This is a genomic window from Streptomyces sp. NPDC051664 (genome assembly GCF_044453545.1).
Classification (GTDB): domain Bacteria; phylum Actinomycetota; class Actinomycetes; order Streptomycetales; family Streptomycetaceae; genus Streptomyces.
Window position 1 is genome coordinate 214,270 of the sequence record NZ_JBITCU010000009.1, and the last position, 19,850, is coordinate 234,119.

14 protein-coding genes are annotated in these 19,850 nt (G+C 71.0%); 8 read left to right on the forward strand and 6 right to left on the reverse strand.

Annotation, left to right across the window (positions count from 1 at the left end):
• Nucleotides 1-19: 19 nt before the first annotated feature.
• Entirely contained in the window at nt 20-211 is a 192-nt protein-coding gene (locus ACIA8E_RS19415) for a hypothetical protein (protein WP_399299526.1), read from the forward strand.
• A 77-nt stretch (nt 212-288) separates the two neighbouring features.
• Nucleotides 289-1,605: a sensor histidine kinase gene (locus tag ACIA8E_RS19420; RefSeq protein WP_399299528.1), complete on the forward strand. Its 1,317-nt coding sequence runs from the start codon at nt 289-291 to the stop codon at nt 1,603-1,605.
• A 70-nt stretch (nt 1,606-1,675) separates the two neighbouring features.
• On the opposite strand, the gene ACIA8E_RS19425 is transcribed toward ACIA8E_RS19420, so the two are convergent.
• Complete coding sequence (locus ACIA8E_RS19425; RefSeq protein ID WP_399299531.1) at nt 1,676-2,230, reverse strand: SUKH-3 domain-containing protein; 555 nt, start codon at nt 2,228-2,230, stop codon at nt 1,676-1,678.
• Between the two features lie 10 nt (nt 2,231-2,240).
• Nucleotides 2,241-2,765: a YwqJ-related putative deaminase gene (locus tag ACIA8E_RS19430; RefSeq protein WP_399299534.1), complete on the reverse strand. Its 525-nt coding sequence runs from the start codon at nt 2,763-2,765 to the stop codon at nt 2,241-2,243.
• A 277-nt stretch (nt 2,766-3,042) separates the two neighbouring features.
• On the opposite strand from ACIA8E_RS19430, the gene ACIA8E_RS19435 reads away from it, so the two are divergent.
• The 3 genes from ACIA8E_RS19435 (at nt 3,043) to ACIA8E_RS19445 (ending at nt 7,574) form a co-directional block, all read left to right on the forward strand.
• Complete coding sequence (locus ACIA8E_RS19435; protein ID WP_399299537.1) at nt 3,043-4,020, forward strand: SMI1/KNR4 family protein; 978 nt, start codon at nt 3,043-3,045, stop codon at nt 4,018-4,020.
• A gap of 5 nt (nt 4,021-4,025) precedes the next feature.
• On the forward strand, nt 4,026-6,479 hold the full coding sequence (locus tag ACIA8E_RS19440; RefSeq protein WP_399299724.1) for an SUKH-4 family immunity protein: 2,454 nt from the start codon (nt 4,026-4,028) through the stop codon (nt 6,477-6,479).
• Between the two features lie 201 nt (nt 6,480-6,680).
• Nucleotides 6,681-7,574 (forward strand): cellulose-binding protein, encoded by an 894-nt coding sequence (locus ACIA8E_RS19445; protein WP_399299540.1) that lies wholly within the window; start codon nt 6,681-6,683, stop codon nt 7,572-7,574.
• A 90-nt stretch (nt 7,575-7,664) separates the two neighbouring features.
• On the opposite strand, the gene ACIA8E_RS19450 is transcribed toward ACIA8E_RS19445, so the two are convergent.
• The 3 genes from ACIA8E_RS19450 to ACIA8E_RS19460 form a co-directional block, all read right to left on the reverse strand.
• The gene (locus ACIA8E_RS19450) at nt 7,665-9,293 is read right to left on the reverse strand and encodes a cation acetate symporter (protein ID WP_399299543.1); all 1,629 of its coding nucleotides are present in this window, start codon (nt 9,291-9,293) and stop codon (nt 7,665-7,667) included.
• Entirely contained in the window at nt 9,290-9,787 is a 498-nt protein-coding gene (locus ACIA8E_RS19455) for a DUF485 domain-containing protein (RefSeq protein ID WP_399299547.1), read from the reverse strand. Before ACIA8E_RS19455 ends, ACIA8E_RS19450 begins: the two co-directional genes overlap by 4 nt.
• Nucleotides 9,788-9,927: 140 nt before the next feature.
• Nucleotides 9,928-11,541 (reverse strand): MFS transporter, encoded by a 1,614-nt coding sequence (locus ACIA8E_RS19460; protein ID WP_399299727.1) that lies wholly within the window; start codon nt 11,539-11,541, stop codon nt 9,928-9,930.
• A 452-nt stretch (nt 11,542-11,993) separates the two neighbouring features.
• On the opposite strand from ACIA8E_RS19460, the gene ACIA8E_RS19465 reads away from it, so the two are divergent.
• The 3 genes from ACIA8E_RS19465 to mfd all read left to right on the forward strand — a co-directional run bounded on the left by ACIA8E_RS19465 (nt 11,994) and on the right by mfd (nt 19,224).
• Nucleotides 11,994-12,782 (forward strand): ABC transporter ATP-binding protein, encoded by a 789-nt coding sequence (locus tag ACIA8E_RS19465; RefSeq protein WP_313937674.1) that lies wholly within the window; start codon nt 11,994-11,996, stop codon nt 12,780-12,782.
• A complete protein-coding gene (locus ACIA8E_RS19470; RefSeq protein WP_399299551.1) occupies nt 12,779-15,364 on the forward strand; it encodes an ABC transporter permease in 2,586 nt (861 codons plus the stop codon). The genes ACIA8E_RS19465 and ACIA8E_RS19470 overlap by 4 nt, the downstream gene beginning before the upstream one ends.
• A 329-nt stretch (nt 15,365-15,693) precedes the next feature.
• Nucleotides 15,694-19,224 carry a transcription-repair coupling factor gene (mfd, locus tag ACIA8E_RS19475; RefSeq protein WP_399299552.1) on the forward strand — a complete coding sequence of 1,177 codons (3,531 nt, stop codon included), beginning with the start codon at nt 15,694-15,696 and terminating at the stop codon, nt 19,222-19,224.
• Here mfd and ACIA8E_RS19480 read toward each other — a convergent pair.
• Nucleotides 19,202-19,777, reverse strand: coding sequence for a TetR/AcrR family transcriptional regulator (locus ACIA8E_RS19480; RefSeq protein WP_399299555.1), 576 nt, complete (start codon nt 19,775-19,777; stop codon nt 19,202-19,204). The two genes, mfd and ACIA8E_RS19480, sit on opposite strands and share 23 nt — an antisense overlap.
• Between the last annotated feature and the right edge of the window lie 73 nt (nt 19,778-19,850).

A 19,850-nucleotide genomic window follows, 5' to 3' on the forward strand; every position in this document is an offset into this window, starting at 1 on the left:
GGTTCAGTATGTCGTTGTTGTGGACCTGGAGGCGGTCCCGGATCTGCCGCAGGCTCAGGCCCTCCCGGCGCAGGGCGATGGCCTGTTCGCGGAGGCCCTCGAAGTCGGCGTGCTTGCTAGTGATTTCCGTCATGCGGTGATTGTTGTCCGGAATGCGGACGTCCGCTGGGAGAGCTGGTCCGGTTCGTCAGTTCGGGTGATCAGCGCATGATCCGTATCTGTTGGACCGCGCCGCGTGCTGTTCCGGTAGCCCGAAAATGAGATGCGCCCGCCCGTAGGCTGGATGCCATGACCGCAACGGGGGAACACCGGGAAGGCGCGGGATCGACCACTCGCGGCTATTGGTGGTGGGAACGACGGCGCAGCGTTGCGCTGGACGTGGTGCTGGCGCTCCTGTCCGCGCTGGAATGCGCGTTGGAAGGGGTGAAGTTCGCGGGGGACGCCGGGCTGCCGGTGCCGCTGGGGGTCGTCTTCGGGCTGCTGGCGGGCTCCGTGCTGGTGGTGCGGCGGCGCTGGCCGATCGCCGTGGTGCTGGTCTCGATCGCGACGACGCCCGCCGAGATGGGCTTCCTGATGGGGCTGGTCGGCCTCTACACGCTGGCCGCGTCCGACATTCCGCGCAGAATCACCGCGGTGCTGATGGGGATGTCCCTGGTCGGCACGTTCATCGTCACGTACGTACGGCTGCGGCAGAGCGTCTCGGTGCACGCCGGGGACTTCGGTCCGGGGGACTGGTACGTGCCGGTGCTGTCCCTCTTGATGTCGCTGGGGATGACGGCCCCGCCCGTGCTGTTCGGCCTCTACATAGGGGCGCGGCGCCGGCTGATGGAGAGCTTGCGGGAGCGGGCGGACTCGCTGGAGCGGGAGCTGTCGCTGCTTGCCGACCGGGCGGAGGAGCGGGCCGAGTGGGCGCGTACGGAGGAGCGGACCCGGATCGCGCGGGAGATGCATGACGTGGTCGCGCACCGGGTCAGCCTGATGGTGGTGCATGCCGCGGCCCTGCAGGCCGTCGCCCCGAAGGACCCGGCGAAGGCGGTACGGAACGCGGCGCTGGTCGGTGACATGGGCCGGCAGGCGCTGACCGAGCTGCGGGAGATGCTGGGTGTGCTGCGCACGGGTGATCCGATGACGGCCCGGGTCGCGAAGGTGCCGCTGGCCGCGGTGGGCCAGGCGGCGGCCGCGGCTGCTGCGGCGGCCGCGGAGGACGGGCCTCGGCTGTATGAGGTGGAGGCGCTGGTCGGGCAGTCCCGGGCGGCCGGGATGACGGTGGAGCTGTCGGTGGACGGTGAGGCGCGTCCGTATGCCCCCGAGGTGGAGCAGACGGCGTACCGGGTGGTGCAGGAAGCCTTGACGAATGTCCACAAGCATGCGGCGGGTGCGAAGACGTGGGTGCGGCTGGCGCATCGCGGTTCGGAGGTCGCGATGCAGGTGGAGAACGGTCCGACGGACGGTGTGACGGCGGACGCGGGGTTGCCGAGCGGTGGGAACGGTCTGGTGGGGATGCGGGAGCGGGTGCTCGGTCTGGGGGGCGTGTTCGTGTCGGGCCCGACGGATGCGGGGGGCTTCCGGGTTTCGGCGGTGCTGCCGGACCAGCGCGCTGTGTGACTCGGCCGGCTCGGCTCTTCGGCCTCGCTTGTTCTCGATCGCAGGGCGGGGCTGATGGTGCGGGAGCCCCTCAGCCCGACGTCAGCCGCTCCGGCTGGATCCCCCCGACGAGCATGGCCAGTGCCTGGTCGATGCTCGCGCCCAGGTACCAGTCCCCGGTGTGATCGATGCTGTACACCCGTCCTTCGGTGTCGATCGCGAGGACGGCCTGCCCGTCGTCTTCCTCGCCGAGCGGGCTGACCTCGGTCTCCAGTGCCCGACCCAGGTCGCCGAGTGTGCGGGCCAGGTGGAGTCCGCTCAGTGGGTCGATGCGCACCGAGGCCGGTGCGATCTGCCGGCCGGGCGCGGATGCGGTGATGTGCAGTCCGCCGAATTCCGCCCACGCCTCCACGGCCGCCGGGAAGATTGCGTGCTGGTGCCCGGCGGGTGAGGTGTGGGCGCGCAGTGCGTCGGCCCATTCCTCCGCCTGCCGGATGTCCCAGCGGCCCGGCTGCCAGCCCGCGGAGCGCAGGGCGGCATCGACGGCGACGGCGAAGCGGGGGGCGGTGGCGCGGTCCGCCCGGGCCGTACGGTCGGCCTGTCCGGGAAGGCCGGGAACGGGGTGGTCGTCGGTTCGGTCGTGCATCGGCGCGCGATCAGCCCTTCTCGGCGGTGGTCGCCGCGCTGGTGGTGGTGAGGTCGACGGGACGTACGCCGAAATGGGCGAGCATCGCGGTACAGGAGCGGCAGGGCGGTGCGTAACTGCCGTGCATGGGGTCGCCGTCCTCGCGGATCCGCCGTGCGGTGAGCCGTGAGTGTTTCAGTGCGCGCCGGGCCTCGCTGCTGGTCAGTGGCTTGCGCTGGGCTCGTTTGGATCGGTCGGCCTCGGTGGCGGTGAGTTGACGGGAGAGCAGTATTGCTTCGGGGCAGCGGCCGGTGAACCGTTCGCGCTGGCCGCTGGTGAGGGTGTCGAGGAAGTCCTGTACGAGCGGGTGCAGTACGGGTGGCTGGTCGCCTTTGCCGGCTGTGCAGGTCAGTGTCTCGCCGCGGACGGACAGCGCTGCGGCCACGGCCGGCAGGATGCCGTCGCGGCGGTGGAGCAGACGAGGTGTGCGGCTGGTCTCGGTGCTGCTCCAGCTGAGGCGCGGATCCCCGGATGTGACTGTTTGTGCTGTGTGCATGGTGCGGATGTCCCTCCCGTGCAATCCCCCGAGTTGCGGTGACAGCCTGCCAAATGTGCCAGGTGGTGGGGAAGCTGGGTCGGTGAAACGTGTCTGCGTGTCGCGGAAGGTGGCCTTACCGTCGCTCGTCCGTCACCCAGTTGTGACGGTTCGTGATCGAAGCAGAGGTGAAGTGGAGTGGCGAGACCGCCTGTTGCGTCACCGCATAGGCTGTGCCTGGACCGCCACCATGGGCAGGTCGGTCCTCACCAGACAGACGCAGCAGGGGGCAACCGCCATGACGACAGGTCGGCTCGGGCAGCAAGCCGCGCCACCGAACGCGGCCTACGCCGGGCAGGTCGTGCACTTCCCGGATCCGGTCCGGGCGTCCCGCCACCCCAGGGGTGTGCGCGTGGACGAGAACGGCTGCCCGGTATTCACGCCGTACGCACGGGCCGCCGCCGAGATCGCGGAGCCTCCGCAGGGCTTCGGCGTCGATGAGCTGCGGCTCACCGACTATGTCTCGGCGAACGCGGCGTTGGCGGCAACCGGCCATGAGCTGTGGGACACGATTCCGGCGGTTGCCACTCCGCACGGCTGGACCTGGCACCACGTGCCGGGCGGCCGTCGGATGGAGCTCGTACCGGTCGAGGTCAAGGCGCTGCTGAGGCACCACGGCGGTCTCGCCACCACTCCGGTCGACCAGAACAAGCGGGGCACACGTCCGCTGCAGGAGACCCGGCCTGCGCATTTCCGGCTCCCGAAGGGGGCGGTGGCGGTCAGCGAGCAGCAGGTCCTCGGCGTCGAGGAGGACCTCGGTTACCGGCTGCCGGGCGCGTACCGCTCGTTCCTGAAGGCGGCGGGCGGTTCGGCCCCGGTGGATGCGGCGCTCGACGCGGAGCTGGGTCTCCTGGTCGATCAGCCGTTCTTCACGGTGCGCGAAGAGGCCGCCGTGAACGACCTGGTGTACGTCAACAAGTGCCTGCGGGACCATCTCACCAAGGACTATCTGGGCGTCGGCTTCGTCCAGGGCGGCATCCTCGCGGTGAAGGTCCGGGGTGACGGTGTCGGCTCGGTCTGGTTCTGCGCGTACGACGATGCCAGGGACCGGGACGGCTGGAGTGTGCAGGAGCGCGTGGACCGGCTGCTGCTGCCCTGCGGTGCGGACTTCGACGCCTTCCTGCAGCGGCTGGCGGGTAATCCACCGGAGCTGGAGACCGTGGCAAACCTGATGGTGGACGGCGGCTTCGCGTACGCCGTCCCGGTGGAGGGGTGAGCGCGATGGTGACCTTCGCGCAGGCGCAGGAGCGCGCGGAAGAGTGGGTCAACGGTGAGGTGCCCGCGTATCAGCATCGCGAGGTGCGGGTCCGCGAGTTCGAGCTGGGCTTCGTGGTGTGGGCCGAGGACCGTGCGGAGGGTCCGGTCTCGGACGGCGGCCGTCAGCGGCTGGTGATCGCCCGGGACAGCGGTGAGGCCACGCTGTGGCCGGCGCTGCCGGTGGGTGAGGTGATCCGGCGGTACGAGGAGGAGTACGGCGCACTCGACGCGGTCCCGGCCGCTCCGGAGCCGCCGCAGCGCATCGATCTGAACCAGACGTCGTTCCTGCTGAGCCCCCCGGAGTGGCTTCAGGAGGCGGCGGACAAGCTCGGGATTCCGGACCAGCGGGCGGGGCGGTCCGGGGAATCGCGTCCTGCCTCTCCTTCCGCTCCTTCCCACTCTCCTTCTTCTTCTGCTCCCGAGGCCGTGGGCGGCCCCGGGCTGCCGTCCGGCGGGACACCGTGGTCCGGCGCCGGCGCCGGTGCGCGGGCCGGGTACGAGCCCACTGCTCAGGACGGCGTTCCGGCCGCTGCGCCGAATGTGCCGACGGGGGCCGCTCCGTGGGCCGGGACCGACACCAACGCGGACTCCGACGACGGGGCGGTCGCGCTGCCGGCCACCGTGTTCGCGCCGCCGCTCTCGGGTGCCGATGACGACGGCACCCCGCCGCCGGCGGCGGGGTCGGCGGAGGCGCCGACCGCGCTGATGTCCGGTGGCAGCGGGCTGCCGCGGACGGCGGTCGCTCCGGGGCTGAGCCCGCAGGGGCCGGGCGCGCCCGGCCCTGGATCTCCGGTTCCTGGTGTTCCGGGGAGCGGTGACATCGCGGACGCGGCCACCAGTAAGGCCGTGATGCCTCCGCGCGGTGCGCGCGGGGGCGGTTCGACGACTCCGCCGCCGCCCGGCGCACCCGGTACGCCGGGTGTCAGGCCGGGTGCGCCGGTGCCGCCGCCCTCGGGCCCGGGTACGCCCGGCGTTCCGGCGGGCGGTTACCTGCCGACGCAGCTGGTCCCGCAGGCCGGCCCGCCCCGTGCGCCGCAGCCGCCCGGTCCGCCTGGTCCGCCCGCGCCTCCCGGTCCTCCTGGTTCGACGCCGCCGCCCGGTGGTGGCTTCGACCATGCCGCGACCATGCTGGCCGACCCGAGCGGCATGGGTGGCCCGAGCGCGCCCAGGCCGCCGGGCCCGCCCGGTGCGCCCGGTGTGCCGCAGCCTCCCGGTCCGCCCGCGCCTCCCGGTCCTCCTGGTTCGACGCCGCCGCCCGGTGGCGGTGCGCACCATGCCGCCACGATGCTCGCGGGCCCCGGCCAGGCCGGCCCGTCCGCGCCGCAGCCGCCCGGTCCGCCCGGAGCCCCCGGTATGCCGCCGGGTGGTGCCCCCGGTCCCGTACCGCCGAATCCGCACACCCCGCCGCCCCCGGCGTACGGCTATCCGCAGGCGCCGGCCGGTCAGCCGACCGTCGGCCCTGGCTACCAGGCGGTCCTGCGCTTCCGCGCGCCCGATGGCAGCGAGCAGCAGCTGATCCGCCGCTCGGCGCCCGGCACGCCGCACCCCGAGTGGCAGATGTTGCACGAGCTGCGGGCCATGAACGTGCCGCCGCAGCAGGTCATCGAGCTGCACACCGAGCTGGAGTCGTGCGAGCTGCCCGGTGGATACTGTGCGCGCATGATCCGGGAGACCTGGCCGCAGGTGCGGATCACCAGCGTCGCCCCGTACGGCACCGATCACGCCAGCCGCCAGCAGGGCATGCAGCATCTGCTCACGCATCAGGGCGAGTTGCACCAGGTCGCGGACGGTCCGGCGCGTCCGGCTCCGGTACGGGCTCCGCTGCCGCAGATGCCGCCCGCGATGCCGATCCCGCCGGAGGCCATCGCGGAGGAGCTGCTGCAGTCCTTCGGGCCGCAGGGCGTGCTCCGTTTCGACCAGCGTGCGGTGTCCCGGCAGGGGGTGCCCGAGGTCGTGGCGCGGACGCTGGTGTGGGCGGGGCTGCCCGCCGATTTCGGGCCGTTCTTCTGGGCGCAGCCGGGTCAGCCGGTGGTGCCGACGCTGGCTGAGCTGGCCGCGCAGCGGCAGGTGCAGCCGGCTGCCGACGCGGGGGCGTACCTCGTCATGGGGTCCGACTTCGGGCGGGCGATCTGTGTCCAGTACGGCACGGCGAACATTGTGGCCGTGCCGGTCGAGGCCGGTCCGGGCGGGCAGCCGGTGCCGCCGCAGTTCGTGAACACCGGGCTGCCGGAGTTCACCCGTTCGATGGCACTCCTGGGCCGGATGTGGCGGCTCCGCTTCGGCCTCAACCCGGAGCAGGCGGGCCGCTGGACAGTCGATTTCCAGGCGCAGCTGGTGGCGCTGGACTCGGCGGCGCTGGCGTCGCCGGAGAGCTGGTGGTCGGTGCTGCTCGAGCAGATGTGGGACGGGCTGATCTGACCTGATCCGACCTGCCGCGTACGAGGCGCCCGGACTCCGACAGGGGTCCGGGCGCCTCTGCGTCTGTGATCGACCGTCCTGTGACACCCGTCGCTTCCGTCCGAAAAGTACCGAAACGATTCCGACTTCTCTGTCAATTGCCGCATCCTTGACGTATTGCTTGGTGGTCGGAGAGTCGGAGAGTCGGAGAAAGGCTTCAGGATGAGTGCTGCACCGGTGTCCGCGCACGGCTTCGTCGTGATGCGCGGGCGTGGCTACCGCCCGGAGCAGGTGGACGGGTCGGTGACCGCCCTGTCGGCGGAACGGGACGAGGCCTGGGAGCTGCTGGCCCGGCTGACCGCGCTGGCCGAGGAGCTGGAGGCCGAGTCCGCCCGGCTTGCCGAGGTCGTTGCCACGCTCGCCCCGCAGACGTACGTCTCGCTCGGCGAGCGGGCGCAGGAGATGCTGGCGCTCGCCGAGGCGGAGGCGGAGGACGTGCGCGGTGCCGCGCTGGAGGAGGCCCAGGCGCTGCGGGACGCGGCTGACGCGGCGGCCCGCGCGTTCCGCAGCACGGCCCGGGCGGACTCCGACGCCATGCGGGCGGCCGCCGGGGCGCATGCCGACGGGACGGTGTCCACGGCGCAGCGGAGCGCCGACGACACGCTTGCCGCGGCTCTCGAGGACGCCGGAGAGGTGCGCGACGAGGCACAGGCCGCGGTGGCCGAGACGCGCCGTCGCACGGCGGCCGTGCTGGCGAACCAGGAGCAGGAGCACACCGAGCGGTGGAAGGCGGCCGAGCAGGAGCTGGCCGAGGCCGAAGCGGCGCAGGCCGCGCACCACGATGCGCTGACCGAGCAGGCGGAGAATCGCCTGGCCGAGGCGCGGCGGGCGCTGGCCGAGGAGGAGGAGGCCGCGCGGCACGGCCAGGAGGACGCGGAGGCGCGGGCCGCGGAACTGATCGCGGCGGCGCGGGTGCGCGAGGAGCGGGTGGTCCGGGAGACGGAGCGGATCCTGCGGGAGCACGAAGAGGGCCGCGAGGAGGTCCAGGCACACATGGCGCATGTACGGAACTCGCTCGCGGCGCTCACCGGGCGTGGGGCTACGGCGGAGGGCTGAGCGTCGCGGGACCGGGCGTCGTAGGACCGGGCGCCGCGGCAGGACCGGGCGCGTGCGTGGTCCGTGCCCTTGAGTGGGTGCGGCCCGGACCTACCCCGCCCGGCGCGCCGTTGCCGGGGGTGCGCCCGCCAGGATCCACGGCTCCTCGGCCTCGTACAGCCTGCGTTCCTCGGCCGCCGTGCGCCCGCCGAGCACCGTGCCCAGCCAGCCCGCCAGGAAGCCGACCGGGACCGACACGAGCCCGGTCGTGGTGAACGGGAACCAGTTGAAGTCGCGTCCGGGGAAGACCGACCCGGGCGAGCCCGAGACCAGATTGGTGCCGGTGATCAGCACCAGCACGGCAACGGTGCCGCCGATGAGGGTGCACAGCAGCCCCGTGCGGGTGAAGCGCCGCCAGAACATGCTGTAGACGAGCGCCGGGGCCAGCGCCGACGCCCCGATGCAGACGGAGAGCGTCACCAGCGCCTGGACGTTCCAGTGCCGGGCCAGCACGGCGAGCGTGATGGTGACCAGACCGACACCGACCGCGGCTGCCTGTGCCGTGCCCATCTCGATGCGGTCCTCGACCGGCCCCTTGTCCCGGTCGCGGATGCCGTGCAGCCCGTGGGCGAACAGGTCGTGGGCGAGAGTGTTCGCGCATGCCAGGATCATTCCGGCGACCGAGGCGAGCAGCGTCAGGAAGATGGCTGTCGTCATCGTGGTGACAATCAGCGCACCGAGCTCGCCGCTGCCCGCGACCGCGCCACTGACCTGCAGGATGGAGCCGTTTCCCTGCGCTCCGGCGGCCGCGATGAGGTTATGGCCGACCAGTGCCGCCGCGCCGAAGCCGATCACGGTGAGCAGCAGGCAGAGGCCCACGACCACCGAGACCGCCCAGGAGAGCGAGCGGCGGACGGCCTGTGCGCTGCGGGCACTCGACATGCGCATGGTGATGTGCGGCAGACAGGCGCCGCCGAGCACCACGGTCAGTTCGGAGCTGACCATGTCGAGCCCGCTGCCGCCGAACTGCAGGCCGGAACGGAGATACGCCGCCCCGGCGCCGCTGCCCTGCCGGGCGGCTGCGAGCAGGGCGCCGGTGGACCAGTCGAAGCGGTTCATGACCAGTGCGGAGATGGTCAGGCAGGCGGCCACGAGGACGACCGTCTTGACGATCTGGATCAGGGCGGTGCCCTTCATCCCGCCGATCGCCGCATAGCTGATCATCACGATGCCGAGGACGATGATCGAGCCGGTACGGAATCCGGAGCTGTCGAAGCCGAGGATGAACGCGAGCAGATCGCCACTGCCTGCCAGCTGCACGACCATCATCGGAACGAGCGCGGTCAGGGTGACCCCACAGGCGGCGATGCGGACCGTACGGCCGGGGGCGCGGCGGGCGAGCATGTCGCCCATGGTGAACCGGCCTGCGTTGCGCAACGGTTCGGCCAGCAGGAACATCAGCAGGACCAGGGAGAGTGCGGTGCTCAGGGCGAGGACGAGCCCGTCGTAGCCGGTGAGGGCGATGACTCCGGTGGTGCCGAGAAGGGTTGCGGCGGAGAGGTAGTCGCCGGCGATGGCGAGGCCGTTGCGCACCGGGGAGAGCGAGCGGTAGCCGGTGTAGAACTCGTCGAGGTCGTCGCGGTCCGGGCCGGTCATCACACAGAGCAGCAGGGTGACGGTGGCCACGGCGATGAACGCCACGAGGGACATCGTCTGGGCGGACTCGTCGAATCCGTTCATCGGGTCCCTCCTGTTCTGCGGAGTTCGGCGGCGAGCGGGTCGACCGTGCGCCGGGCGGTCAGCTCGTAGAGGGCGATCGCGAGCAGGGTCACCGGGAGTTGGCACAGACCGAGTGCGAGGCCGGTGGTGAGGCCGCCGCCGAGGGGGCGGGTCATCAGCCCCGGGGCGAAGCCGGACAGCAGGAGGAAGAGCGTGAAGAAGCCGATTGCGGTGAGCGTCGCGCCGCGCCGCAGGATGCGGTAGGCGCCGCGCAGCCGGCGCAGATCGCTGTGGTGGCCGGGTGCGGGGACGGGCGTGGTGGGCGGGCTCGGCCAACGGAGCGGGGGCGCGGGTGCGGAGCTCTGCCAGGGGAGGAGGAACGCGGGGTCGTGCGGAGGCTCGTACCGGGGCCGGTGGGTTGGCTGCGGCCGTTGGTGGCGGGGTTGGTACGGGGGGCGGTGCGGCGGTCGGGGAGGCTGTTGCTCAGGGGAGGGTTGTGCAGGTTCGTACGACATCTGGATGCTGCTCCTTGCACGGCTTCGGGCCCGGGGACGGGCTGCAAGGGAGAAGCGCGGGTGCGCTGCCGGATGCGCGTACGTTACTCGTGAGTAAAGCGACTGGGGAGGGGTTGGTCCGAACTACCTACGGTAACCTTTCAGTTGTCCAGTCCTGTGGCAATTCCCGGGGCCTTCGGGACTCGGTTTCCGGTATCGCCGCCGGCCTCCTCGGCACCCTCCGCGAGGATCGGGAAACGGCGTGGCGCGACGAAGACCAGTACCAGCAGAGCCACCGCCGCAGCCGCTGCGGCCCCGAGGTAGACCTGGTCGACGGCCGCGTCGACGGCCCGCCGCAGGTAGTCCGCCCCGGCGGCGGAGAGCGCACCCGGGTCGTCCAGTGCGTGCGAGATCGCATCCAGGTCGCCGGGCAGCCCGGGGACGGGCGCGTCGGCGAGCCGGGATGCGAGGACGCCGTTGGCGACGGCCCCGAAGAGTGCGGCGCCCAGACTCTGGCCGACCTGGCGGCAGAAGAGCACGGAGGCGGTCGTCGTGCCGCGTTCGGACCAGCCGACCGTCGACTGGACCCCCACGATCAACGGGAGTTGGAACAGTCCCAGCGCCGCACCCAGCAGCAGCATGATCAGGGCCGGCTGCCACGGCTCGCCGGGATACGGCAGCAGCGGGAACGACAGCAGGATCAACAGGGCGCCGCTCATGCCGATGATCGCGGTGCGGCGGAACCCGATGCGGTTGTAGACCCGGTTGGACAGGGCCGCCGACACCGGCCAGCTCAGCGTCATCACGGAGAGCACGAAACCGGCGGCGATCGGCCCGAGACCGAGGACCGACTGGGCGTACGTCGGCAGGAAGACGGTCGGGGCGACCATCAGCAGCCCCATCGCGCCCAGGGCCAGATTGACCGATGCGATGGTCCGCCGCCGCCACGCCCAGCCGGGGATGATCGGGTCGGCGGCGCGTCGCTCGATGACGACGGTCAGCGCGGCCAGAACGGCGCTCGCTCCCAGCAGGCCGAGCGACGGCGCCGACAGCCAGGGCCAGGCGACACCGCCCTGCACGAGTGCGGTCAGCAGCAGGGCGCCGGTAGCGAAGACGGCGAGGGCGCCCGCCCAGTCGACGCGGAGCCGGGATGCGACCGCGGCGCGGCGGGCTCGGGACGGTTCGTGGAGGTGGCGTACGACCAGCCAGAGCGCGACTGCCCCGATCGGCAGATTGATCAGGAAGATCCAGCGCCAGTCGGCGTAGGTCGCCAGCAGGCCGCCGACCACCGGCCCCGCGACGGCGGACGTGGCCCAGACGGTGGACAGCCTGGCCTGGATCCTCGGGCGTTCCTTGAGCGGGTAGAGGTCGGCGGCGATGGTCTGCACCGTTCCCTGCAGCGCGCCGCCGCCGAGCCCCTGGACGACACGGAAGGCGATCAGGGCGGCCATGTTCCAGGCGGCGGCGCAGAGGACCGATCCGGCGAGGAAGAGGATGATGCCGGCGATCAGGACCGGCTTGCGGCCGAAGGTGTCGGAGAGCTTGCCGTAGACCGGGAGGGTGACCGTCACGGCCAGCAGATAGCCGGAGAAGAGCCAGGAGAATACGGCGAACCCGCCGAGATCGCCGACGATCTGGGGGACCGCGGTGGAGACGATGGTGCCGTCGATCGCGGTCAGGGCCATGCCGAGCATCAGCGCGGCCACGACACGGCCACGGCCACGGCCGTGGTGTGCGGCAGGGGAGGGTGCGGGGGCCGGTCCGGACCCGGACATCGCTTCGGTGTCGCCGCCCGCGCTGCTCACAAAGATCCCTTCCCTATGCACGTACTTTCCCGGGGACACTGTCTCACCCACTGCCGTGCCAGGACACCGGAACGGTCACGGCTGCCCACGGCCGCCCGTGGGTGGAGCCCCCTGAGATCCGGCTCCACCCACGGGCCGAGACCCCTAGGGGTAGCTCCTTACATCTGGCCAGGGGTGGTTCCTCCCGGCGGAGGACGTGGCGGAGGGTTCCCGTTCCTTAGCGTGTTCCTACACCGCAATTGCGGCTGACCGCAGGGGGCGGGGTGGGGAAAACCCCACCTGAAGACTGCGCCGGGCACCAGCGCGCCGACCGCCGTCAGGCCCCAGACTCAGTACGTACACAACGACGCACTCAGTACGCGACGACGCACTCAGTACGTACACCACGACGTCCAGGTATCAACCGACATAGGAGAATTACCGTGACAACGGCTGTAACCATTCCCAGGCATGGGGGCACTGGAGGGCGTACGGCCGTCGCTGCGCGAGCGCGCCAGGTCGTCAAGGCGTACGGAGCGGGGGAGACCCGGGTCGTCGCGCTCGACCATGTCGATGTGGACATCGCCCGCGGGCAGTTCACAGCGATCATGGGCCCGTCCGGCTCCGGCAAGTCGACGCTGATGCACTGCCTGGCCGGTCTGGACACGGTGACCTCGGGCGAGATCCACCTGGACGAAACCGAGATCACGAAGCTCAAGGACAAGAAGCTCACCCAGCTCCGCCGGGACCGGATCGGTTTCATCTTCCAGGCGTTCAACCTGCTCCCGACGCTCAACGCGCTGGAGAACATCACGCTGCCGATGGACATCGCGGGCCGCAAGCCCGACGCCGACTGGCTGCGGCAGGTCGTGGATACGGTCGGTCTCGCCGAGCGGCTGAAGCACCGCCCCACCGAACTCTCCGGCGGTCAGCAGCAGCGCGTCGCGGTGGCCCGGGCGCTCGCCGCCCGCCCGGAGATCATCTTCGGTGACGAGCCCACCGGGAACCTGGACTCGCGGGCCGGCGCCGAGGTGCTGACCTTCCTGCGCAAGTCGGTCGACGAGCTGAACCAGACCATCGTCATGGTCACCCACGACCCGGTGGCCGCCTCCTACGCGGACCGGGTGCTGTACCTCGCGGACGGTCGCATCGTCGACGAGATGCACAACCCGACGGCCGACCAGGTCCTCGACCGCATGAAGGACTTCGACGCGCGCGGGCGGACGTCATGACCATCTGGAAGACCTCGGTGCGCAACTTCTTTGCGCACAAGGGACGGATGGCGCTCTCCGCCGTGGCGGTCCTGCTGTCGGTGGCGTTCGTGTGCGGCACGCTCGTCTTCACCGACACGATGAACACCACGTTCGACAAGCTGTTCGCGGCGACCTCGGCCGACGTCACCGTCAGCCCCAGGAACGCGCAGGGCGCCGACGAGATGCCGCAGAACGGCAGGCCTGTCTCGCTGCCCGCCGCAGCCGTCGAGCAGACCAGGAAGGCGGACGGGGTGAAGGCCGCCGAGGGCGCGGTCACCAGCATGTCCGTCACCGTCGTCGACAGTCACAACAAGAACATGGGCTCTTCGACCGGCGCCCCGACGATCGCGGGCAACTGGACGCAGAACGACCTGCGTTCGATGGAGATCACCTCCGGACACGCACCGCGCGGACCGACCGAGGTCATGGTCGACGCCGACACCGCGGACAAGCACCACCTGAAGATCGGTGACGAGCTGCGCACCATCGCCGTCACCGGCGACATCAGGGCGACGATCAGCGGTATCGCCTCCTTCAAGGTCACCAACCCCGGTGCGGCCGTCGTCTACCTCGACACCGCCACCGCGCAGGCCAAGCTGCTCGGCAAGCCCGGTGTCTTCACCCACATCTCCGTCACCGCCGAACCCGGTGTCAGTGACACGCAGTTGAAGAAGAACGTCGCCACCGCCCTCGGTGACAGTGCCGCGTACAAGCTCCGGACCCAGCAGGAGGCCGCGGACGCCAACAAGGACTCGATGGGCTCCTTCCTCGACGTGATGAAGTACGCGATGCTCGGCTTCGCCGGGATCGCCTTCCTCGTCGGCATCTTCCTCATCGTCAACACCTTCTCGATGCTCGTGGCCCAGCGGACCCGCGAGATCGGCCTGATGCGGGCCATCGGCTCCAGCCGCAGGCAGGTCAACCGGTCCGTGCTGGTCGAGGCGCTGTTCCTCGGCTTCGTCGGCTCCGTCCTCGGCGTAGGTGCCGGAATCGGTGTCGCCGTCGGCCTGATGAAGCTCATGACCTCCATGGGCATGAACCTGTCCACCGAGGACCTCACGATCGCCTGGACGACTCCGGTGCTCGGGCTGGCGCTCGGCGTCATCGTCACCGTCGTCGCTGCGTACGTCCCGGCCCGCCGGGCCGGGAAGATCTCCCCGATGGCCGCCCTGCGCGACGCCGGCACCCCGACGGACGGCCGCGCCGGCCGGGTACGGGCCCTGATCGGTCTGGTCCTCACGGCCGCCGGTGGCGCCGCCCTGTACACCGCGGCGCAGGCCGACAAGGCGAGCGACGGATCGCTCTTCCTCGGTGTCGGTGTGGTCTTCACCCTGATCGGCTTCATCGTGATCGGCCCGCTGCTGGCCGGCTTCGTGGTGCGGGTGCTCAGCACGGTGGTGCTGCGGATGTTCGGCCCGGTCGGGCGGATGGCGGAGCGCAACGCGCTGCGCAACCCGCGGCGTACCGGAGCGACCGGAGCAGCCCTGATGATCGGCCTCGCGCTGGTGGCCTGCCTCTCCGTCGTCGGCTCGTCGATGGTCGCCTCGGCGACCGAGGAGCTCGACAGGTCGGTCGGCGCGGACTTCATCGTCCAGCCGAGCGGTAACCCGCCCCAGCCGATCGTGCCGCAGGCCGCGAAGGCACTGGAGGCCGTCCCGGGTATCGAGCACATCACCAACTACAAGTCGGTCAGTGCCAAGCTCACCGCCCCCGACGGCGCGGTCGAGGACGAGGGTGTCGTCGCCGCGGACCCGACGTACCGGGACGACCTGCGCCGCGAGACGGTCTCCGGGAACCTGGCCGACGCCTACGGCAAGGACGCGATGTCGGTCGGTGACGCGTACGCCACCCGGCACAAGGTCGAGGTCGGCGACCGGATCACCGTCGCGTTCAAGGACGGCGGGACGGCGAAGCTGAAGGTCGCCGCGATCACCTCGGACGACACCAACGTCGACAAGGGCGCGATGTACACCAACATCACGACCGCCGAGAAGTACGTCCCGGCCGACAAGATGCCGAAGAACATGATCATGTTCGCCAAGGCGCAGGACGGCAAGGAGAAGGAGGCGTACGGGGCCCTCAAGGACGCCCTCGCCGCGTACCCGCAGTACACCGTGCAGAACCAGGCCGACTTCAAGCAGGACCTGAAGGACCAGATCGGCCAGCTGCTGAACATCGTCTACGGTCTGCTGGCGCTCGCGATCATCGTCGCGGTGCTCGGTGTGGTGAACACCCTGGCCCTGTCGGTGGTCGAGCGGACCCGGGAGATCGGCCTGATGCGTGCCATCGGCCTCTCCCGCCGCCAGCTGCGCCGCATGATCCGCCTGGAGTCGGTGGTCATCGCCCTCTTCGGTGCCCTGCTCGGCCTCGGCCTGGGCATGGGCTGGGGCACGGCCGCACAGAAGCTGCTGGCCCTGGAAGGCCTCGGCGTGCTGGAGATCCCGTGGCCGACGATCCTCACGGTCTTCGTCGGCTCGGCCTTCGTCGGCCTGTTCGCGGCACTGGTCCCGGCGTTCCGGGCGGGCCGGATGAACGTGCTGAACGCGATCGCCACCGAATAGCGGCCGCGGAGATCCACGTAGGATGACTGCTCCGGCCCCGAGGTGTTCCTCCAAACACCTCGGGGCCGGATGCGTTGCCGCTGTTCCCGGTGCGGCGCCCCTGCCCGCCGGGGTACGACGTGCCGTCGGACGGCGCCGGCCCGTGTCGCCGGTCTGTGCGGGAGAGCGACCGGATCCGGCCCGCCGAGCCGGATTGCGGGCGCGGGTGTCACAGGGGAGTCGTACGCTGGGAACCCCCGGCCCGTGATACGTGTCGGGCCCTTCGCGTTGCCCCCTGGCAGCAGCCGGCTGCCGGAACCTCGCCCTCGTAACCCGGACGGAAGCCCTTCATGAGCCTGCACGGTCTGCTGGATGTCGTCGTACGTGACCCGGCACTCGCCGAAGCGGTGAAGGCCGCCACCGACGGCCACCGGATGCATGTCGACCTCGTCGGCCCTGCCGCTGCCCGCCCCTTCGCCGTGGCCGCACTGGCCCGCGAGGCGGGGCGGACGGTGCTCGCCGTCACCGCGACCGGACGGGAGGCCGAGGATCTGGCCGCCGCCCTGCGGACGCTGCTGCCCCCGGACAGCATCGCCGAGTTCCCGTCCTGGGAGACCCTGCCGCACGAGCGGCTCTCACCGCGCTCCGACACGGTGGGCCGCCGTCTCGCCGTGCTGCGCCGGCTCGCGCACCCGAGGGCCGACGACCCGGAGACCGGCCCGGTCAGCGTCGTCGTCGCACCGGTGCGTTCCGTACTGCAGCCGCAGGTCAAGGGGCTCGGCGACCTGGAGCCCGTGGCGCTGCGCATCGGCCAGAGCGCCGATCTCGGCAAGACCGTCGAGGCGCTCGCGGCAGCGGCGTACTCCCGGGTCGAACTGGTCGAGAAGCGCGGTGAGTTTGCCGTCCGTGGCGGCATTCTGGACGTTTTCCCGCCGACCGAGGAGCACCCCCTCCGGGTGGAGTTCTGGGGCGACGACGTCGAGGAGATCCGCTACTTCAAGATCGCCGACCAGCGGTCGCTGGAGATCGCCGAGCACGGGCTGTGGGCGCCGCCCTGCCGTGAGCTGCTGCTCACCGACGAGGTACGCGAACGGGCCGCCGCCCTCGCCGAACGCCACCCGGAGCTGGGCGAGCTGCTCGGCAAGATCGCCGAGGGGATCGCGGTGGAGGGCATGGAGTCCCTCGCCCCGGTCCTCGTCGACGACATGGAGCTGCTGCTCGACGTGCTGCCCAAGGGGTCGATGGCGCTGGTCTGCGACCCTGAGCGGGTCCGCACCAGGGCCGCGGACCTGGTCGCCACCAGCCAGGAGTTCCTCCAGGCGTCCTGGGCGGCGACGGCCGGAGGCGGCGAGGCCCCGATCGATGTCGACGCCGCCTCCCTGTGGGGCATCGCGGACGTCCGCGACCGGGCCCGCGAGCTGAACATGATGTGGTGGGCGGTCTCCCCGTTCGCCGCCGACGTCGAGCTCGACGAAGACACGCTGAAGCTCACGATGCACGCCCCGGAGTCGTACCGCGGCGACACCGCCCGGGCGCTCGCCGACACCAAGGGCTGGCTCGCCGAAGGCTGGCGCACGGTGTACGTCACCGAGGGCCAGGGTCTCGCCGCCCGTACCGTCGAGGTGCTCGGCGGCGAAGGCATCCCGGCCCGCCTCGACGCGGACCTGGCGGAGATCTCGCCATCCGTCGTCCATGTCTCGTGCGGTGCGATCGACCACGGCTTCGTCGACCCGGCGCTGAAGCTCGCCGTCCTCACCGAGACGGACCTGACCGGTCAGCGCACCGCCACCAAGGACCTGGGCCGGATGCCGGCCCGCCGCCGCAAGACCATCGACCCGCTGACGCTGGAGACGGGCGACTACATCGTCCACGAGCAGCACGGTGTGGGCCGCTACATCGAGATGGTGCAGCGCACGGTGCAGGGCGCCACCCGCGAGTACCTCCTCGTCGAGTACGCCCCCGCCAAGCGCGGCCAGCCCGGCGACCGCCTCTACATCCCGACCGACCAGCTGGAGCAGGTCACCAAGTACGTCGGTGGCGAGGCTCCCACCCTGCACCGGCTCGGCGGCGCCGACTGGACGAAGACCAAGGCGCGCGCCAAGAAGGCCGTCAAGGAGATCGCCGCCGACCTCATCAAGCTGTACTCGGCGCGGATGGCGGCGCCCGGCCATGTCTTCGGCCCCGACACCCCGTGGCAGCGCGAACTGGAGGACGCCTTCCCGTACGCGGAGACGCCGGACCAGCTCACCACGATCGCCGAGGTCAAGGAGGACATGGAGAAGTCGGTCCCGATGGACCGGCTGATCTGCGGCGACGTCGGGTACGGCAAGACGGAGATCGCGGTGCGCGCCGCGTTCAAGGCGGTGCAGGACGGCAAGCAGGTGGCCGTTCTGGTCCCCACGACGCTCCTGGTCCAGCAGCACTACGGCACGTTCACCGAGCGCTACTCCCAATTCCCGGTCAGCGTGCGGGCGCTGAGCCGCTTCCAGTCCGATTCCGAGTCGAAGGCGACCCTTCAGGGCCTGCGCGAGGGCTCCGTCGACCTGGTCATCGGCACACACCGGCTGTTCTCCTCGGAGACGAAGTTCAAGGACCTGGGGCTGGTCGTCGTCGACGAGGAGCAGCGCTTCGGCGTCGAGCACAAGGAGCAGCTGAAGAAGCTCCGGGCCAATGTCGACGTCCTCACCATGTCCGCGACGCCGATCCCCCGCACGCTCGAGATGGCTGTCACCGGCATCCGCGAGATGTCGACGATCACCACGCCTCCCGAGGAGCGCCACCCGGTCCTGACCTTCGTCGGTCCGTACGAGGAGAAGCAGATCGGCGCGGCCATCCGTCGTGAACTGCTGCGTGAGGGGCAGGCGTTCTACATCCACAACCGTGTCGAGTCCATCGACCGCGCGGCCGCCCGCCTCCGCGAGATCGTCCCCGAGGCCCGGATCGCGACCGCTCACGGGCAGATGTCGGAACAGGCCCTTGAGCAGGTCGTCGTCGACTTCTGGGAGAGGAAGTTCGACGTCCTGGTCTCCACGACGATCGTGGAGTCCGGCATCGACATCTCCAACGCGAACACACTGATCGTGGAGCGCGGCGACAACTTCGGCCTCTCCCAACTCCACCAGCTGCGCGGTCGCGTCGGCCGTGGCCGGGAGCGCGGTTACGCGTACTTCCTGTACCCGCCGGAGAAGCCGCTCACCGAGACGGCCCACGAGCGCCTGGCCACGATCGCCCAGCACACGGAGATGGGTGCGGGCATGTACGTGGCCATGAAGGACCTGGAGATCCGCGGCGCCGGAAACCTGCTGGGCGGCGAACAGTCCGGCCACATCGCGGGCGTCGGCTTCGACCTGTACGTACGCATGGTCGGCGAGGCCGTCGCCGACTACCGGGCCTCGCTCGAAGGCGGCGTCGAGGAGGAGCCGCCGCTGGAGGTCAAGATCGAGCTGCCGGTCGACGCGCACGTCCCGCACGACTACGCCCCGGGCGAGCGGCTGCGTCTGCAGGCGTACCGCGCGATCGCGTCCGCCACCACGGAGGACGACGTCAAGGCGGTCCGCGAGGAGCTCACCGACCGCTACGGCAAGCTCCCGGAGCCGGTCGAGAACCTCCTGCTGGTCGCGGGCCTGCGGATGCTGGCCCGTGCCTGCGGCGTCGGCGACATCGTGCTCCAGGGCCCGAACATCCGGTTCGCCCCGGTGGAACTGCGCGAGTCGCAGGAACTGCGCCTGAAGCGCCTCTACCCGAAGACGGTGATCAAGCCGGCGCTGCACCAGATCCTGGTCCCGCGCCCGACCACCGGGAGGGTCGGCGGCAAGCCGGTCGTCGGCCGCGAACTGCTGGCCTGGACCGGGGAGTTCCTCACGACGATTCTGGGGTCTTGAACAACAGCCCGGAGAGCGACCGGAACACCTCCTCGGGGTTCCGGTCGCCCAGCGGGTCGTTCAGATTGCCGCTCAGGAGCAGGGTGGCGTAGCCGTGGGCCAGGGACCAGGCGGCTACGCCGGCGAGCCGCGGCTCGTCACCGCGTCCCTCGGCGGGGAGGCCGGTGACCCCTGCGCGCAGCGCCTGTGCCGCGCGGGCCTTCGCCGTGAGGAGTTCCGGGTCGTCCGGGTGGTGGAGCTCCGGCTGGAACATCACCTGGAAGTGCGCGGGGTGGCCGGTCGCGAACCGTACGTACCGCACGCCCCGCTCCCGTAGGTCCGGCGCGTCGGCGAGGGCGTCGGCGAAGAGCCCGTACCCCTCGGCGGCGATGGCGGTGAGCAGGCCCGTGCGGTCCTTGAAGTGGTGGGCGGGGGCGGCGTGGGAGACGCCGGCCCGGCGGGCCAGGTCGCGCAGGCTCAGGGCGCCAGGACCCTCGGTGCGGATGACGTCGAGTGCGGCGGTGAGGACGGCCCGCCGCAGGTCGCCGTGGTGGTAGGTGCGATCGCTGCTCATGGTCAGCACATTACGCGGAATCTAGTCGTTGACAAGTTCAGGCGGAGCGAGGATTCTCTGGAACTGGTCAGCG

Excerpts from the sequence above, each read along its gene's own strand:
- ACIA8E_RS19420 (WP_399299528.1), top strand. The coding sequence starts at position 289 with ATGACCGCAACGGGGGAACACCGGGAAGGCGCGGGATCGACCACTCGC.
- ACIA8E_RS19425 (WP_399299531.1), bottom strand. The coding sequence starts at position 2,230 with ATGCACGACCGAACCGACGACCACCCCGTTCCCGGCCTTCCCGGACAG.
- ACIA8E_RS19430 (WP_399299534.1), bottom strand. The coding sequence starts at position 2,765 with ATGCACACAGCACAAACAGTCACATCCGGGGATCCGCGCCTCAGCTGG.
- ACIA8E_RS19435 (WP_399299537.1), top strand. The coding sequence starts at position 3,043 with ATGACGACAGGTCGGCTCGGGCAGCAAGCCGCGCCACCGAACGCGGCC.
- ACIA8E_RS19440 (WP_399299724.1), top strand. The coding sequence starts at position 4,026 with ATGGTGACCTTCGCGCAGGCGCAGGAGCGCGCGGAAGAGTGGGTCAAC.
- ACIA8E_RS19445 (WP_399299540.1), top strand. The coding sequence starts at position 6,681 with ATGAGTGCTGCACCGGTGTCCGCGCACGGCTTCGTCGTGATGCGCGGG.
- ACIA8E_RS19450 (WP_399299543.1), bottom strand. The coding sequence starts at position 9,293 with ATGAACGGATTCGACGAGTCCGCCCAGACGATGTCCCTCGTGGCGTTC.
- ACIA8E_RS19455 (WP_399299547.1), bottom strand. The coding sequence starts at position 9,787 with ATGTCGTACGAACCTGCACAACCCTCCCCTGAGCAACAGCCTCCCCGA.
- ACIA8E_RS19460 (WP_399299727.1), bottom strand. The coding sequence starts at position 11,541 with ATGTCCGGGTCCGGACCGGCCCCCGCACCCTCCCCTGCCGCACACCAC.
- ACIA8E_RS19470 (WP_399299551.1), top strand. The coding sequence starts at position 12,779 with ATGACCATCTGGAAGACCTCGGTGCGCAACTTCTTTGCGCACAAGGGA.
- mfd (WP_399299552.1), top strand. The coding sequence starts at position 15,694 with ATGAGCCTGCACGGTCTGCTGGATGTCGTCGTACGTGACCCGGCACTC.
- ACIA8E_RS19480 (WP_399299555.1), bottom strand. The coding sequence starts at position 19,777 with ATGAGCAGCGATCGCACCTACCACCACGGCGACCTGCGGCGGGCCGTC.